Below are 13,966 nucleotides of genomic sequence, written 5' to 3'. Positions count from 1 at the left end.
GGGGGGGGGGGGGGGGGGGGGGGGGGGGGGGGGGGGGGGGGGGGGGGGGGGGCCGGGGCCCCCCCCCCCCCCCCCCCGGGGCCCGTCCGGGCGGGACGGTCAGGCGATCGAGAAGGTCACGACCGACTGGTAGGTGTCGGCGAACATGAACGGCGGCAACTGGAGCATCGCCGCGCCGCCCACGGCGAACTCGCCGCCGGTCAGCTCGTCACCGCCGGCCGCCTGCGAGGCGACCTTCATCGGGGTCTGCGTGATCGCGCCCGGCGCGCCCGCGGTGCAGGTGCTCGGGCTGTCCGGGTTGGTCACGGTGCAGGACGGCTGGATGCCGAGCTGCGCCTTGGCCAGGGAGTGGCCCGTCGACTGGTTCAGGAACGGCGTACGGGTCGCCGTCACGTCCCAGCCGAGGGTGCCGCCGCGGAAGTCCTGGACGGTGGCGGCGTTGAACGCGCCGAACACCGACTGGGCCTTGCCGTTGACGGTCACCGAGCCGAAGCTGACGGCCGGCTGGCCGTCCTTGGGGCCGAGGGCCAGCGGCCCGGGCAGCACCTCGACGTCCACCGGGTTCTTCACGCCCGCCTGCTCCTCGACGAACACGAAGGGCTTGGCCGGTGCGACCGAGCCGTCGATCCTGATGGCGTCGGCCTTCTTCGTGACGGTGAGGGTGCAGGTGGCGGCGCCGGAGGCGTCCGCCGTGCCGGTCCCGGTGTCACCGGTGGCCGCGCCCGCGAGGAGGGCGGAGCAGGTGACCGGACCGGCCGGGAAGTTGGCGCCGGTGGCGACGACGGCGGTGCCCGCCTTGCCGCTGTTGGGCGTCAGCCTGGTGGTGACCGGGTCCTTGGGGAGGGCCTCGACGGCGATGGAGCCCACGGACGCGCTGGGGCGCGGGTCGGGGGTACAGGTGGTGGTGTAGACGGTGCCGCCCAGGTCGGCGTCCGTGACCACCTGGTCGATGGCGATCTGGACGGTGGTCCCCTCGCTGCCGTCCGGGATCCTGACCGTGCCGGAGAAGGCGGGCGGGTCGGACTTCTTGCCGGCTTCCTGGTGGCTGGGGACGGCCAGGCTGGTGACCGTCTGGGCGACCCCGCCGACGAGCAGCTTCGCCTTGATGGTGTTGACCGTGTCGATCGTGAACATCGGGACGACCGGAGTCTCGCCCGGGTCGATGGTGATCGGGACGGTCTCACCCGCCTTGGCGGTGTCCGGCACCGTGATCGTGTAGTCCTGGTTGCCGTTGGCGCCCGGCTGCGGGGCGGGGGCGACGCACTTCACGGGGACGGAAGTGGTCTTCGTCGCGGCCTGCGCCGGCCCGGTCAGGGCCACGACGCCGCCCGTCAGGGCCAGGGACAGGGCGCCCGCCCCGGCCAGCACTCTTCGTTTGAGCGTTCTCGTACTCACTGGGTCGCGACTCCTTCGTCATGACGAACCCTCCCCCCACCCGCTGTGTGGGGGAGGCCGAGCCGGTGCGGATGGCCGTCATTGACGCGTCGCGGTGCCGAGAAGTCAATGGATTGCCCGGGTGCAAAGCACACAGACATTGATGTCCCATCAGACCCGGTCTGACGGGACATCGGGTACCGAGTGGTCGGTGAACCGCTCGGGACCCCTCAGGTTCCGGCGGGGACCTGGAGGAGCAGGTTCGGGGTGCCGGCGGGCAGGTCCGCGATCAGCCCCCGGGCGGCGTCGCGCAGGAGCGCGGCGCGCACCTGCTCGGGGGTGTGCACCGTGCCGCCCGCCAGGAGCAGCGCCGCGGCGCCCGCGACGTGCGGGGCGGCCATGGAGGTGCCGGTGGCCCGGGCGAGCGCGGTCGCCGTGCCCTTCCAGGCGGATACGACGGCCACGCCCGGCGCGGAGATGTCCACGCAGGGGCCGCGGTTGGAGAAGGAGGGGTGGCGGTCGGCGGTGTCGGTGGCGGCGACGGTGACGGCCTGCGGGACGTTGGAGGGGGAACCGGCGCAGGCGTCGCGGCCCTCGTTGCCGGCGGCCACGGTGACGGTGATCCCGTAGGCGGCGGCGCGGATGACCGCCGCGTCCATGGAGTGGCTGCGGGAGCCGCCCAGGCTCATGTTGGCGACGGCGGGGCGCAGCGGCAGGCCGCCGCGGGTGGCGTCCTTCACCATCCAGTCGAGGCCGCGCAGGATGTGCGAGAGCCGCGCGTCGCCCCGGCAGTCGGCCACCTTCACCCCGACGAGGGAGACCCCCTTGGCGACCCCGTACGTCGTCCCGCCGACGGTTCCCGCGACGTGCGTGCCGTGGCCGTTGCAGTCGTCGGAGCCCTCCATCCACAGGGCGTTGAAGCCGGTGCGGGCGCGGCCGCCGAACTCCTGGTGGAGGGTGTTGATCCCGGTGTCGACGACGTAGACCGTGACGCCCTCGCCGGTGGCGGGGTACGTGTACGAGCCGTCGAGCGGCAGCGCGTGCTGGTCGAGCCGGTCGAGGTGCCAGGGTGCCCGCGCCTGGCTTCCACCCGCGACCCCGGGCCGCTCCGGCCGGGCCTGCGCGGGTGCGGACGGCGTCGGCGCGGGCTGGTCGGGGGTGGGCGGTGCGGGCGCGGACGGCGTGGGCGCGGGCTGGTCGGCGGTGGGCGGTGTCGGTGCGGGGGAGTGCGGCGCCGCCTGGTCGGCGGTGGACGGTGCGGGGGAGGGCTGCGGGGGCGCGGGCTGGTCGGGGCCGGCCTGCGCGGGTGCCGACGGCGCGGGTGCGGACGGCGCGGGTGCGGACGGCGCGGGTGCGGACGGCGCGGGTGACGGCTGTCCGGCGGCGGGCCGCGCCGGTGCGGGGGTGGCGACCGGGGGCGCGGGCTGGGCGGCGGTGGGCGGTGCTGGTGCGGGCGGCTCCGGGGTGCCGTTGGTGGGGTCGGTGATCCGGTAGACGGTGTCCGGTTCCACGGAGGCCACTCGGGGGTCGGCGGCGAGTGCGGCGGCGCGGGCCGCGGTGGTGGTCACGGCGAAGCCGTCGAGGGCGGTGTCGTAGACCGCGTCCACCCGGTCGCCGGCCTTCGCCGCCTCGGAGGCCAGGGCGCGGGCCGGGGCGCGGGTGGTGGCGTCCTTGAGCACGACGACGTAGGAAGCGGTGGGCGCGGCGGCGCCGTCGGCGTGCGCGCCGGGGTGCGGGGGCAGGGCGGTGGCCGCCGCCAGCAGGGCGGCGGCCGGGAGGAGCGCGGTCATCACGGTCATGCCGCCGATGCTCGGCCCGCCCGGGCGGCGCCGCGCGGAGGGTGCGCCGACCGGCGGCACGACACGCCGCCCCGGCGGGCGCGTCGGCCGCCCGGGCGTCAGAGCGTGCGCAGGGCCAGCGCGGCGGCGTAGCCGGGCGGAGCCGGGAGGTCGCGCAGGCTCCAGCCCGGCACCGGGGCGGGGGCCGGCGCGGAACCCACGTAGGGCTCGACCAGGCCTTCGGCGAGGCCCGCGCCGGTCGCCTTCAGGCAGGCCTCCTTGCGGGCCCACACCCGGGCCAGCGCCGTCCGCCGCCCGTCCTCCGGCAGGGCGGCCACCTCGGCCCTCTCCTCCGGGTGCAGGGCACTCAGGACGTCGGCCACCGCGGCCGCGCTCGGCAGTCCCTCCACGTCCACGCCGACCGGCACCCCCGCGAAGGCCAGGTACGCCAGGTCCCCGCTGTGGGACAGGGAGAAGTGCACCCCGCCCCCGGCCACCGCCGGCCGGCCGTGCGGCCCCCCGCAGTTCGGACAGTCCTCGCGGACGAACCGGACTTCCCCGGGAGCCACCCCCAGGTATCCGCCGAGCAGCACCCGCAGCCCCAGGTGCGAGGCCAGGTAGGTGCGCCGGTCACCGGGGCGCAGCAGCCGGTCCGCGCGCCCGCGCTCCTCGGCGTCCAGCAGCGCCGCGGCCCCCGCGACCGCGTGGCCGCCGACCACCTCGCGCGTGGTGTCCAGTGCCCACACCGCCGTGCCCGAGCCTGCCGGGATCTCCCCGGGCAAGGGCGCCGCACCGTCGAGTCGGTTCAGTTCTTCGATCACCTCACGAGGGTAGTGGGGGCAGTTGACGTCTCGGTTAGCCTCGTGGCCGGTCCACCGTGGACGAGTCAGGGGGAGACACACCATGCACAGCGCCGTCGTGACGCCGGAGGACGACCGGATCCGCTGGGTCGAGCTGCCGGGGGAGGAGCCGGCCCGTGTCTACCTGCACGGGCTCGGATCCACGGCGCCCGCCTACTTCGCGGCGAGCGCCGCGCACCCCCGGCTGGCGGGGCGGCGCTCGCTGCTGCTGGACTTCCTCGGGCACGGGCACAGCGACCGGCCCGAGGCCTTCCCGTACACCTTGGAGGCGCACGCGGACACCGTGGCCCGGGCGCTCACGGCCGCCGGCACCGGCGCCGCCGAGGTGATCGCCCACAGCATGGGCGGCGCGGTGGCCATCGTGCTGGCCGCCCGCCACCCGCACCTGGTCTCCCGGCTCGTCCTCGTCGACGCCAATCTCGACCCCCTGCCCCCCACGCCCGGGACGGCGGGCAGCAGCGGCATCGCCTCCTACACGGAGGAGGAGTTCCTGGCCCGCGGCTGGGCCGAGGTCCGCGACCGGGTCGGCGCCCACTGGTGGTCGACCATGCGGCTGGCCGGCCGCACCGGCCTGTACCGCAGCGCCGTGCACCTCGCCGCGGGCACGACGCCCACCATGCGGGAACTCCTGCTGGAACTGGAGGTCCCCCGCAGCTTCCTCTACCCGGAGGCGGACGGAGCCCCCGCCGGGACCGCGGCCCTGGAAGCCGCCGGGGTCGCCGTCGTCCCCGTACCGGAATGCGGGCACAACATCATGCTGGACAACCCCGAGGGCTTCGCCCGGGCTGCGGCCGAGGCCCTCGCCCGGGACTGACCCGTCAGCGGCGGACGGCCGGAACGGCCCCCGGCTGCGGGACGGCCGCCGTGCCCTCCGGTATTCGCGCGCCCGGGGAGGGCGTCCCGTCGGTCCAGGCGTAGACCTTCCGGCCGCGCACCGCCACCTGGTACTGGACGTGGTCCCGGCACTCCGGCCGCTCCTCACCCCGCGTGTCGCGCGGCCACCAGCGGGCGCCCAGCCGGGGGCCGCCGGCCTTCCGCGGGGCCTCCGCGGCGCACTGCGGCCCGTCCAGGGGCGTCTTGCCGAGGGTGAACCGGATGAGCCGGGCCTTGCCGTCGGCGCGGGCCTGGATGCGTATGTCCGTCGCGTCCCTCGGCATCCAGGTGGGCAGCGCGAGGGCCCGGTCGCCACGCGTGCGCTCCGCGGCGGCGGTGGCGGTGGCGAAGTGCCGGCCCTTCTCCTTGAAGAACCGGTCGTTGAGGGCGTTGGTGACGGGGTTGGGCGGGAGGTTGGGCAGCGCGAAGGCCGCGGTGGCGAGGGCTCCCACGATGGCGGCGGCGATGACGAGCGGACGGCGGTTCATACCGTCAAGTGTTCGTGTCCGGAGGCGTTCCCGCGTCCCTCCCCGGTACGAACCTGGAATCTGCCGGAAGTCGCATACGAAGTCATACCTGAGAGTGGTACCGGCCACCGTCAACCCGCTGGGGCAGAACGCCCGCGCCCGGAACGCGTTAGGAGGGACAGTCCGGTCAACTCCCGGCGCGGCGGCGGCCCTCACGCCCGGGGCGGCCGCCCGTCCGCCGTCCCCCCAGGAATGCCATGCGCCGCCGCCCCGTCCCCCTCCTCGCGTCGGCGGCCGCCGCGCTGCTCGTCCTCGCCGCCCCCGCGTCGGCCGTCCCGGCGGACAAGGCGCAGGTGCTCAGCCGCTGGACGCAGACCGCCGCGTCCAGCCAGGAGGCCTGGCTCGCCGCGCGCGCCCATCAGGCCGACTGGACCGCGTACGGCTTCGACTGGACGACGGACTACTGCACGTCCTCCCCGGACAACCCCTTCGGCTTCCCCTTCGCCGAGGCCTGCGCCCGCCACGACTTCGGCTACCGCAACTACCGCGCGCCGGCGGACTTCCAGGCCAGCAAGCGCCGGCTGGACGACGCCTTCCACGCGGACCTCAAACGGGTCTGCGCCCACTACACCGGCGCCCGGAGGACTTCCTGCGACGGCACCGCCTGGACCTACTACCAGGCGGTCAAGGCCTTCGGCACCCCCGCGGCACCCACCCCGGCGGCCCCTCCGACGCCCTGATCCGCCCCCGCACGGGTGGCGGCCCTTTTGCGCCTGCAAGGATCCGGACGGGTGAATCTCCGCCAACAGCGGCCCCCGTCCCCCGACGCGCCCGCGCGCTCCCCTCGGGGAGGAGAAGAAGTGCCCCCGGCAGGACTCGAACCTGCGGCCAAGCGCTTAGAAGGCGCCTGCTCTATCCGCTGAGCTACGGGGGCCGGTGGTGACCGTGGTGGCCTGGAGCCCCTTGGTGGGGGTGGGACTGCGGTCCGTGCCGGGTCAAGGATAGGGCTCCGGTTGCCTTGTCCCGGTTGCTTCGCTCGCGTGCCACGTTGTGGAGGTTCGGTGAAGCGGTCCCGATAATCGCAGGCAGGTGCGATTCTCGCATCGCTTTTGCGCCGCGGCGGCCTGGGTGTTGTGCACTCGTTATGCCTGCGTCCCACTCGTCCGCGGTGTCCATGATGTCCCGCTGGAGTCGCGGTCGGCGCGCAGAGGGCGTATAAGCTTCAAAAATGGTCCCAAATTGGGCATTCTTCGCATGTGGTGACCTTGGATGTTCGGCCTCAGCTGCTCGATGCCCTGTCCGCCCTGCGCGACCGGGTCGCGTCCGTGCGTCTGCCGCTGCCCCTGCCCGGTGCCCCGCGCGCCCGCCAGACCAGAGCCGAGCTGCTGGCGCAGCTCGACGACTACCTCGTACCCCGGCTCAAGGCGCCCGAGGCGCCGATGCTCGCCGTCGTCGGCGGGTCCACCGGAGCCGGTAAGTCCACCCTCGTCAACTCCCTCGTCGGCCGCCAGGTCAGCGAAGCCGGGGTGCTGCGCCCCACCACCCGCACCCCGGTGCTCGTCTGCCACCCGGACGACCACCACTGGTTCGCCGGGATGCGGATCCTCCCCGACCTCATGCGCGTCTGGGCGCCCCCGGAGGAGGACGACCTGCTCCCCCCCTCCCGCGGGGGCCGCCGGCCCGGAGCGCACCGCCGCCCCACCCCCCGCGAGCTGCGGATCGAGACCGTCTCCACCCTCCCCCGCGGCCTCGCCCTCCTCGACGCCCCGGACGTCGACTCCCTCGTCGTCGAGAACCGGACCCTCGCCGCCCAGCTGATCTGCGCCGCCGACGTCTGGGTCATGGTCACCACCGCCTCGCGGTACGCCGACGCCATCCCCTGGCACCTGCTGCGCACCGCCAAGCAGTACAAGGCCACCCTGATCACCGTCCTCGACCGGGTCCCGCACCAGGTGCTCGCCGAGGTCTCGCGCCAGTACGGGGCCCTGCTCACCCGCGCCGGACTGGGCGACGTACCGCGGTTCACGGTGCCCGAGCTGCCCGAGTCGGCCGGCGGCGGCGGACTGCTGCCGGCCAGCGCCGTCGCACCGCTGCTCGCCTGGCTCACCCACCACGTCCAGGACCCGGCCGCCCGGCAGTACGCCGTCAGCCGTACCGCGCTCGGCGCGCTCGACTCCCTCGGACGGCGCATGCCGGAGCTGGCCTCCGCCGTCGCCGCCCAGCACGCCGCCGCCGTCCGGCTGACCTCGGCCGTCGAGGACGCGTACAAGAGGGAGGGCAAGCGGGTCCAGGGCCGCCTCGACAGCGGCGCCGTCCTCGCCGGGGACGCCCTCACCCGCTGGCGCGGCTACCCCCTCGACACCACTGCCGACGAACTCCTCGACTCCCTCGCGGAATCCCTCGCCGCGCTGCTCCAGTGCGCCGTCGCCGCCGCCGACGAGCGCATCGCCGAGGCCTGGCGCCGCGAGCCGGCCGCCGGTGCGCTGTCGCCGCCCGGGCCCGACCGGGAGGCGGCGGAACGTATCGGCATGGCCGTACGGCGCTGGCGGCGCGTGCTGGAGGAACTCGCCGAGGAGGAGGTCGCCAAGCTCGACAGACAGCCCGCGCCCGACCCCGACGGCATCGCCGCCCTCCTCGTCGCCGCCCTCCTCGGCGGCAAACGGGCCCGGCCGGCGGGGGAGAAGCTCGCCGAGCGGATCGGTGTGCAGGCCGCCGTACGCCTGCGCGACCGGGGCGGGGAAGTGGTCAGCGACCACCTCGACCAGATCCTGCGCGCCGAACGGGACCGCCGGCTCGCCCCGCTCCAGGCCCTCGAAGTGACCCCGGAACCACAGGCCGAGCTGATCGCGGCGCTGTCCCTACTGCAGAAGGAGAGGTGACGGGGTGACCGCCTTGACCGACCGCGACCGTGACCGCGATCAGGCGGGGGACCGCGGCCACGCCGGCGACCTGCCCGGCGACGGGGCGCGCGTCCGCGGCCTGGCCGCCGAGCGCGTCCGCGACCGGGCGTCCGGCCGGACCGCCGGCCGGGACGCGGACGCGGAGCGCACGGACGGCCGTACCGCCGACCCCGCCACCGAACGGGCGGCCGACCGCTGGGACGACGGGTTCATCGCCCGCTCACGCCACCGGACCGCCCGAAAGAGTGGTTTCGGCTGGACCCGTTCACGCGGCGCCGACGACGAGCCCCCGGCCGAGGCGCTCGACGAGGAGACCGACGAGGAGGCCGACGCGGGCGACGAGGCCCTCGTCCGCGCCGTCTCCGGCGCCGGCAGCGACGGCGGCAAGTCCCCCGCGCCCCCGCTCAGCCCCGAGGCGCAGGCCCTGCGCACCCGCCTCGACGCGCTCCGCCAGCTGGTCGGGCTCTCCCGCACCCGACTCGACGGCAAGACCCTCGCCGAGGCCGGCCGGGTCCTCGACGAGGCGGCCGCGCGCCGGGGCCTGTCCGCCCAGCACACGGTCGTCGCCGTCGCCGGGGCCACCGGAAGCGGCAAGTCCACGCTCTTCAACGCCCTCGCCGGAGTGCAGATCTCCGAGACCGGCCTGCGCCGGCCGACCACCGCCGCGCCCATCGCCTGCAGCTGGTCGGACGGGGCCGCGGGCCTGCTGGACCGGCTGGAGATCCCCGGACGGCTGCGTCGCCGGCCCCGCGAGACCTCCGAGGCCGAGGCGCTGCGCGGGATGGTCCTCGTCGACCTGCCCGACCTCGACTCGGCGCTCGGCGTGCACCGCGAGCACGTCGACCGGGTGCTGGCGCTGGTCGACGCCGTCGTCTGGGTCGTCGACCCGGAGAAGTACGCGGACGCCGTCCTCCACGAGCGGTACCTGCGGCCGCTGGCCGGGCACGCGGAGGTGACCTTCGTCGTCCTCAACCAGGTGGACCGGCTGCCGGGCGAGGCCGCCGACCTCGTCCTGGACGACCTGCGCCGGCTCCTGGACGAGGACGGGATCGCGCTCGGCGAGCACGGCGAGCCCGGCGCGACCGTCCTCGGCCTGTCCGCCCTGACGGGTGAAGGGGTGGCGGAACTGCGCGAACTCCTCGGACAGTTCACCCAGGAGAAGGGCGCCGCGACCCGGCGGATCGCCGCCGACGTCGACCGGGCCGCCGCCCGGCTGCGCCCGCTGTACGTCGCCGACGGGCACAGCGGCCCCTCGGGGCCGGAGATCGGCGAGGCGGCGCGCGCCGAGTTCGAGGACCGCCTCGCCGAGGCCGTCGGGGCCCACGCGGCAGGTCTCGCCGCCGAACGGGCCTGGCGGCGCAACGCCGGCAAGGCCTGCGGGACACCCTGGCTGCGGCTGTGGCGCTGGTACGAGGGGCGGCGCGCCCCGCGCTCGCTGGCCGGCCTGTCCGCCCTGGCGGTGATCGGCCGTTCCACCACGCCCGCCGCCGTGCCGGTCGAGGAGGAGGTGACCGCACGGCAGCGGGTGGAGCAGGCTGTGCGGACCGTCGCGGACGAGGCGGCCGTCGGGCTGCCGGAACCCTGGGCGCAGGCCGTACGGGAGACCGCGGTGCGGGGCGCCGCCCGGCTGCCGGAGGCGCTGGACGAGCTGGCGGTGACCCTCGGGCCGGCCGTACCGGCCCCCGGCGCGAAGCCGCCGCGGCCGGCCTGGTGGCCCGCGGCGGTGCTCGCGCAGGCCGCCATGACGCTGGTGCAGGTGTTCGGCGGGCTGTGGCTCGTCGGGCAGATCGCGGGGGTCCTGGAGCCGAAGCTGCTGCCGCCCGTGCTGTTCATGGTGGCGGGGATCGTCGGCGGGCCGCTGGTGGAGTGGGCCTGTTCGATCGCCGCGCGGGGCCCCGCCCGCCGGTACGGGCAGGACGCCGAGCGGAGGCTGCGGCAGGCCGCGGCCGGCTGCGGGCGGGCCCGGGTGCTGGAGCCCGTGGCGGCGGAGCTGCTGCGGTACCGGGAGGTCCGCGAGCAGTACGCGACCGTCTCCGCAGGGGGGACGAAGTTGTCCACAACCCGCCAGTAGCCCACAGGCCGGAGCGGCGGGACGGGGGGCCGGGCCAGCATGGACGTACCTCGTGCGGAGGGTCCGCGCGAGCCGTACGAGATGCGGGGGAGGGCGGCCGGGATGAACGACACCCTGGTGACGCTGGTGGGGCACGTGGCGACGCAGATCGACTTCAAGGAAACGGTGACCGGACCGTCGGCGAGGTTCCGTTTCGCGGTGACCCCGCGGTACTTCGACCGGCGGACCGAGGCCTGGACCGACGGCACGACCAGCTTCTACACGGTCTGGGCGCGCCGGGTGCTGGCGGTGAACCTGGCCAGTTCCGTCTCGGTGGGGGAACCGCTCGTGGTGCACGGCCGGCTGCGGGTGCGGGAGGGGCCGCCCGACGGTGAAGGGGTCCGATGGTTTTCGGCCGACATCGACGCGATCGCCGTCGGGCACGACCTGAACCGCGGAACTGCGGCCTTCCGGCGGGTGGTCAAGACCGAGACCCCGCTGATGGGCCCTCAGAAGGCGGCGGTGGTCTGAGTGTTCGATGAGGCTAGGATTCCCCGGTATCCACGGGCACCTGGGTCTTTGGCCCGAAGGGGAAGACTGTGTCGATTGCTGTTCCCGCGTCCTGCGCGCCCTCCGAGTCCCGCGCCGCGTCCACGGGCGGACCGGCCGCCGCCCCGGCGGCCCCGCCGCCGGTTCCGCTTCCTGGCGTGCCCGCTGCTCCGGCCGGTGCTGTGGGCTCTGCTGCCGAATCCGGTCCCGGTCCTGTTCCCGGTTCCTGCCCGGTCGGTGCCGACGGTGCTCCCGCCGTCGGCGCCGCGCGTACCCCCGGCGCCGCGCGTACTCCCGCCGCCCCGGCGGGCGGTGTGCGGGGCTCCGCGCGGCGGCCGCTGGCGGTGGCCCTGCTGGCGGCGGCTCTCACCGCCGCTCCGGGCGCCCGGGCCTCGGCCGACTCCGACCCGGCTGCGGCCAGCTCGACGGCCGGGGGCGCGAGCGCCGTGCTCGACGGCCTGAAGACCTACGGCCAGGCGGTCCTGCACGCGGGGGACGGCTCGGTCCGGCAGATCCCGGCCGGGCTGTACGAGATGCGGGTCGACGGCGGCGGCATGCTCCAGACGTACGGGGTCGGCGTCGCGGGCAACGCGCAGCCGCAGGCCCGCTACACCGAGAGCGGCTGGGGCGGCAGCCCCGTCGCGGGCAACAGCGAGGCGGGCGGCCGGATCCGCTGGGTGCTGGAGCACTCCTACCCGCAGCACAACGACCTGGCCGGGCTGGCGAAGGCGGCCGGCGCCGGGGCACTGACGGCGGAGAGCGCGGCGGCCGGCACCCAGGTGGCGATCTGGCGGCTGGCGGACGGGGCGCGGGTCGAGGCCGCCGACCAGGCGGCCGAGAAGCTGGCCGACTACCTCCAGCGGGAGGCGGGGCGGCTGCCGGAGCCGCCGGCCTCGCTGGGGCTGGACCCCGGCCGGGTGTCCGGCACGGTGACGGGACCCAGCGGGACCCGGCTCGGTCCGGTCACCGTCCGCACGGCGGCGCAGAGCGTCACCGTGACCCCCGACGCGGCGGCCCTGGCCATGGGGGTGCGGGTCGTCGACGCCGACGGGCAGCCGGTCGCCGCCGCGGCCGACGGCAGCCGGCTGTACTTCGAGGTGCCCGCGGGCACCCCCGACGGGACGGCCTCGGTCACCGTGCAGGGCTCCACGAAGGTGCCCGTCGGGCGGGTCTTCGCCAGTGGGATCCCGGCCGAGGCACAGGTCGTGGCCGGCTCCAGCGAGTCCGCGACCGCCGCCACCGCCACCGCGGTCTGGCCGCAGCCGCCGACTGTCGCGGAGGGGAAGGTGGGCACGCTCGCCGGCAGCGCCGAGGTGGCGCCCGCCCCCGACCCGGGGACGGAGACCCAGTCACCGGACGAGGAGCGGCTGGCCGTCAGCGGCAGCTCCGCCGCCACCCCCGTGATCGCCTCGCTGGCGGTGGGGCTGGTGGTGATGGGCGGCATGGTGGTCCTGCTGCTGCGCAAGCGGCCGCTGGAAGGAGAGGAGGGGGAGACGGAGGGCTGAATGAGGGTCGGGGGGCTTCACCCCGCCACCCTCCGGGTAAGCGCGGGAAATGGCAGATCGTGATCAGCAACTGACCTGGCGGGGTACCGCCGCGCTGTGGGACCGGCGGCTGTTCGACGCCGTCGCGCGACGGCACTGGCCCGCGGCCGAGCGGGCGCTGCCCGCGCTCGGGCGGGCAGCGAACCACGGCGTGCTGTGGGGCGGCATCGCGGCGGCCCTCATCACCCTCGGCGCGCCGCGGACCCGCAAGGCCGCGCTGCGGGGGGCCGCCTCGCTCGCGCTGGCCTCCGCGACCGTCAACACCGTCGGCAAATGGTCCGTGCGCAGGCCGCGGCCGGTGCTGGAAGGTGTGCCCCTGGTGCGGCGGCCGGCCGTACCCCCGTGGACCACGTCCTTCCCGTCCGGGCACTCCGCCTCGGCCTTCGCCTTCGCGGCGGGGCTGGCGCTGGAGTCCCCCGTGTGGGGGGCCGCGGTGGCGCCCCTGGCCGCGTCGGTGGCGTTCTCCCGCGTCTACACCGGCGTGCACTACCCGTCCGATGTGGCGGCGGGCGCCCTGCTCGGGGTGGGGGCGGGGTTCGCCGTACGCGAGCTCGCGCGCGGCGTGCAGCGGGTCCGGGCCGCCCCGGGCGACGAGCGGCCGGCGGCCGGTGTGCCCGCGCTGCCGGACGGGGACGGGCTGACCGTGGTGGTGAACACCGGCGCGGGCACGGCCGGCGGCCCGGTGCTCGCCGCCCTCAAGGACCGGCTGCCGCGGGCGGAGGTCGTGGAGTGCGGGGGCGAGGAGCTGGCGGCGGAGCTCGCGGCCGCCGCCGCGCGGTCGCGGGTGCTCGGGGTGTGCGGCGGCGACGGCACGGTCAACGCGGCCGCGACCGCCGCGCTGCGGGCGGGGGTCCCGCTCGCGGTGTTCCCCGGGGGCACCCTGAACCACTTCGCCCTCGACCTCGGCCTCGCCGGCCCCGAGGACACCTGCCGGGCGGTGGCCGGGGGCGAGGCCGTCCGCGTGGCGGTGGGCCGCTTCACCCCGGCCGCCCCGGCGGGCTCCTCCCGCGCCCGGGCCTCGGGCACGCGGCCACCCTCCCCCGGGACGGCCGGCCCGGACGCCCCGGCCGGTGAGGGGGGCGGGTACTTCCTGAACACCTTCAGCTTCGGGGTCTACCCGGAGCTGCTGCGGCACCGGCTGCGCTGGGCCCCGCGGATCGGCGGCGGGCCGGCCGCGCTCCTGGCGGCCTGGCGGGTGCTGCGCGCCGAGCGGCCCGTACGGCTGACGCTGGCCGGGCGGCCGCGCAGCGCCTGGCTGCTCTTCGCCGGCAACGGCACCTACCAGGGCTCCGGCCCCACCCCCCGCCGCCGGGAGAGCCTCGGCGAGGGCCTGCTCGACCTGCGGCTGGTCCACGGCGGCGGCCGCCCCGGGCCCCGCCTCCTCGCCGCCGCCCTCGCCGGCCCGCTGACCCGTTCACCGGCGCACGTGGCCATCCGCCTGCGCCGCCTGCACATCGAGGACATCCCGCCCGGTACCCCCCTCGCCTACGACGGCGAGTACGCCCAGGCCCCGCCCGCCCTCGTCCTCGACACCCTCCCCGACGCCCTCCCCGTCTACCGCCCCCGCTGAG

General features: G+C 76.3%; 11 protein-coding genes and 1 tRNA gene. 7 read left to right on the top strand and 5 right to left on the bottom strand.

Features of this window, described 5'->3' with window-relative positions; all coding sequences use genetic code 11:
- Nucleotides 1–99: 99 nt before the first annotated feature.
- The 3 genes from WDV06_RS19890 to WDV06_RS19880 form a co-directional block, all read right to left on the bottom strand.
- A complete protein-coding gene (locus WDV06_RS19890; RefSeq protein ID WP_395511116.1) occupies nt 100–1,395 on the bottom strand; it encodes a hypothetical protein in 1,296 nt (431 codons plus the stop codon).
- A gap of 209 nt (nt 1,396–1,604) precedes the next feature.
- Nucleotides 1,605–3,173, bottom strand: a complete 1,569-nt coding sequence (locus tag WDV06_RS19885) for a S8 family peptidase (RefSeq protein WP_395511115.1) — start codon at nt 3,171–3,173, stop codon at nt 1,605–1,607.
- 98 nt (nt 3,174–3,271) lie between these two features.
- The gene (locus WDV06_RS19880; RefSeq protein ID WP_395511114.1) at nt 3,272–3,973 is read right to left on the bottom strand and encodes a 4'-phosphopantetheinyl transferase family protein; all 702 of its coding nucleotides are present in this window, start codon (nt 3,971–3,973) and stop codon (nt 3,272–3,274) included.
- Between the two features lie 82 nt (nt 3,974–4,055).
- On the opposite strand from WDV06_RS19880, the gene WDV06_RS19875 reads away from it, so the two are divergent.
- On the top strand, nt 4,056–4,826 hold the full coding sequence (locus WDV06_RS19875) for an alpha/beta fold hydrolase (protein WP_395511113.1): 771 nt from the start codon (nt 4,056–4,058) through the stop codon (nt 4,824–4,826).
- Between the two features lie 4 nt (nt 4,827–4,830).
- Here WDV06_RS19875 and WDV06_RS19870 read toward each other — a convergent pair whose 3' ends face one another.
- Nucleotides 4,831–5,373: a hypothetical protein gene (locus WDV06_RS19870; protein ID WP_395511112.1), complete on the bottom strand. Its 543-nt coding sequence runs from the start codon at nt 5,371–5,373 to the stop codon at nt 4,831–4,833.
- 236 nt (nt 5,374–5,609) lie between these two features.
- Between WDV06_RS19870 and WDV06_RS19865 the strand changes: the two genes are divergently transcribed.
- Nucleotides 5,610–6,092, top strand: coding sequence for a phospholipase (locus tag WDV06_RS19865; RefSeq protein WP_395511111.1), 483 nt, complete (start codon nt 5,610–5,612; stop codon nt 6,090–6,092).
- A 121-nt stretch (nt 6,093–6,213) separates the two neighbouring features.
- Here the strand turns inward: WDV06_RS19865 and WDV06_RS19860 are convergent.
- Nucleotides 6,214–6,286 (bottom strand) — tRNA-Arg (locus WDV06_RS19860).
- A gap of 331 nt (nt 6,287–6,617) precedes the next feature.
- On the opposite strand from WDV06_RS19860, the gene WDV06_RS19855 reads away from it, so the two are divergent.
- The 5 genes from WDV06_RS19855 (at nt 6,618) to WDV06_RS19835 (ending at nt 13,965) form a co-directional block, all read left to right on the top strand.
- Nucleotides 6,618–8,231 (top strand): dynamin family protein, encoded by a 1,614-nt coding sequence (locus WDV06_RS19855; protein ID WP_395511110.1) that lies wholly within the window; start codon nt 6,618–6,620, stop codon nt 8,229–8,231.
- Between the two features lie 4 nt (nt 8,232–8,235).
- Nucleotides 8,236–10,323: a GTPase gene (locus tag WDV06_RS19850; RefSeq protein ID WP_395511109.1), complete on the top strand. Its 2,088-nt coding sequence runs from the start codon at nt 8,236–8,238 to the stop codon at nt 10,321–10,323.
- Nucleotides 10,324–10,425: 102 nt separating this feature from the next.
- The gene (locus WDV06_RS19845; protein ID WP_395511120.1) at nt 10,426–10,833 is read left to right on the top strand and encodes a single-stranded DNA-binding protein; all 408 of its coding nucleotides are present in this window, start codon (nt 10,426–10,428) and stop codon (nt 10,831–10,833) included.
- A 332-nt stretch (nt 10,834–11,165) separates the two neighbouring features.
- Nucleotides 11,166–12,356 (top strand): TQXA domain-containing protein, encoded by a 1,191-nt coding sequence (locus WDV06_RS19840; protein WP_395511108.1) that lies wholly within the window; start codon nt 11,166–11,168, stop codon nt 12,354–12,356.
- A 49-nt stretch (nt 12,357–12,405) separates the two neighbouring features.
- Entirely contained in the window at nt 12,406–13,965 is a 1,560-nt protein-coding gene (locus tag WDV06_RS19835; protein ID WP_395511107.1) for a bifunctional phosphatase PAP2/diacylglycerol kinase family protein, read from the top strand.
- Nucleotide 13,966 lies beyond the last annotated feature (1 nt).

Origin of the sequence: Streptomyces racemochromogenes (assembly GCF_044129415.1) — a bacterium.
GTDB classification, from domain to species: Bacteria; Actinomycetota; Actinomycetes; order Streptomycetales; family Streptomycetaceae; genus Streptomyces; species Streptomyces racemochromogenes_A.
Note: the sequence above shows the minus strand (reverse complement) of the source record. Positions and strands in the feature narration are given on the sequence as shown.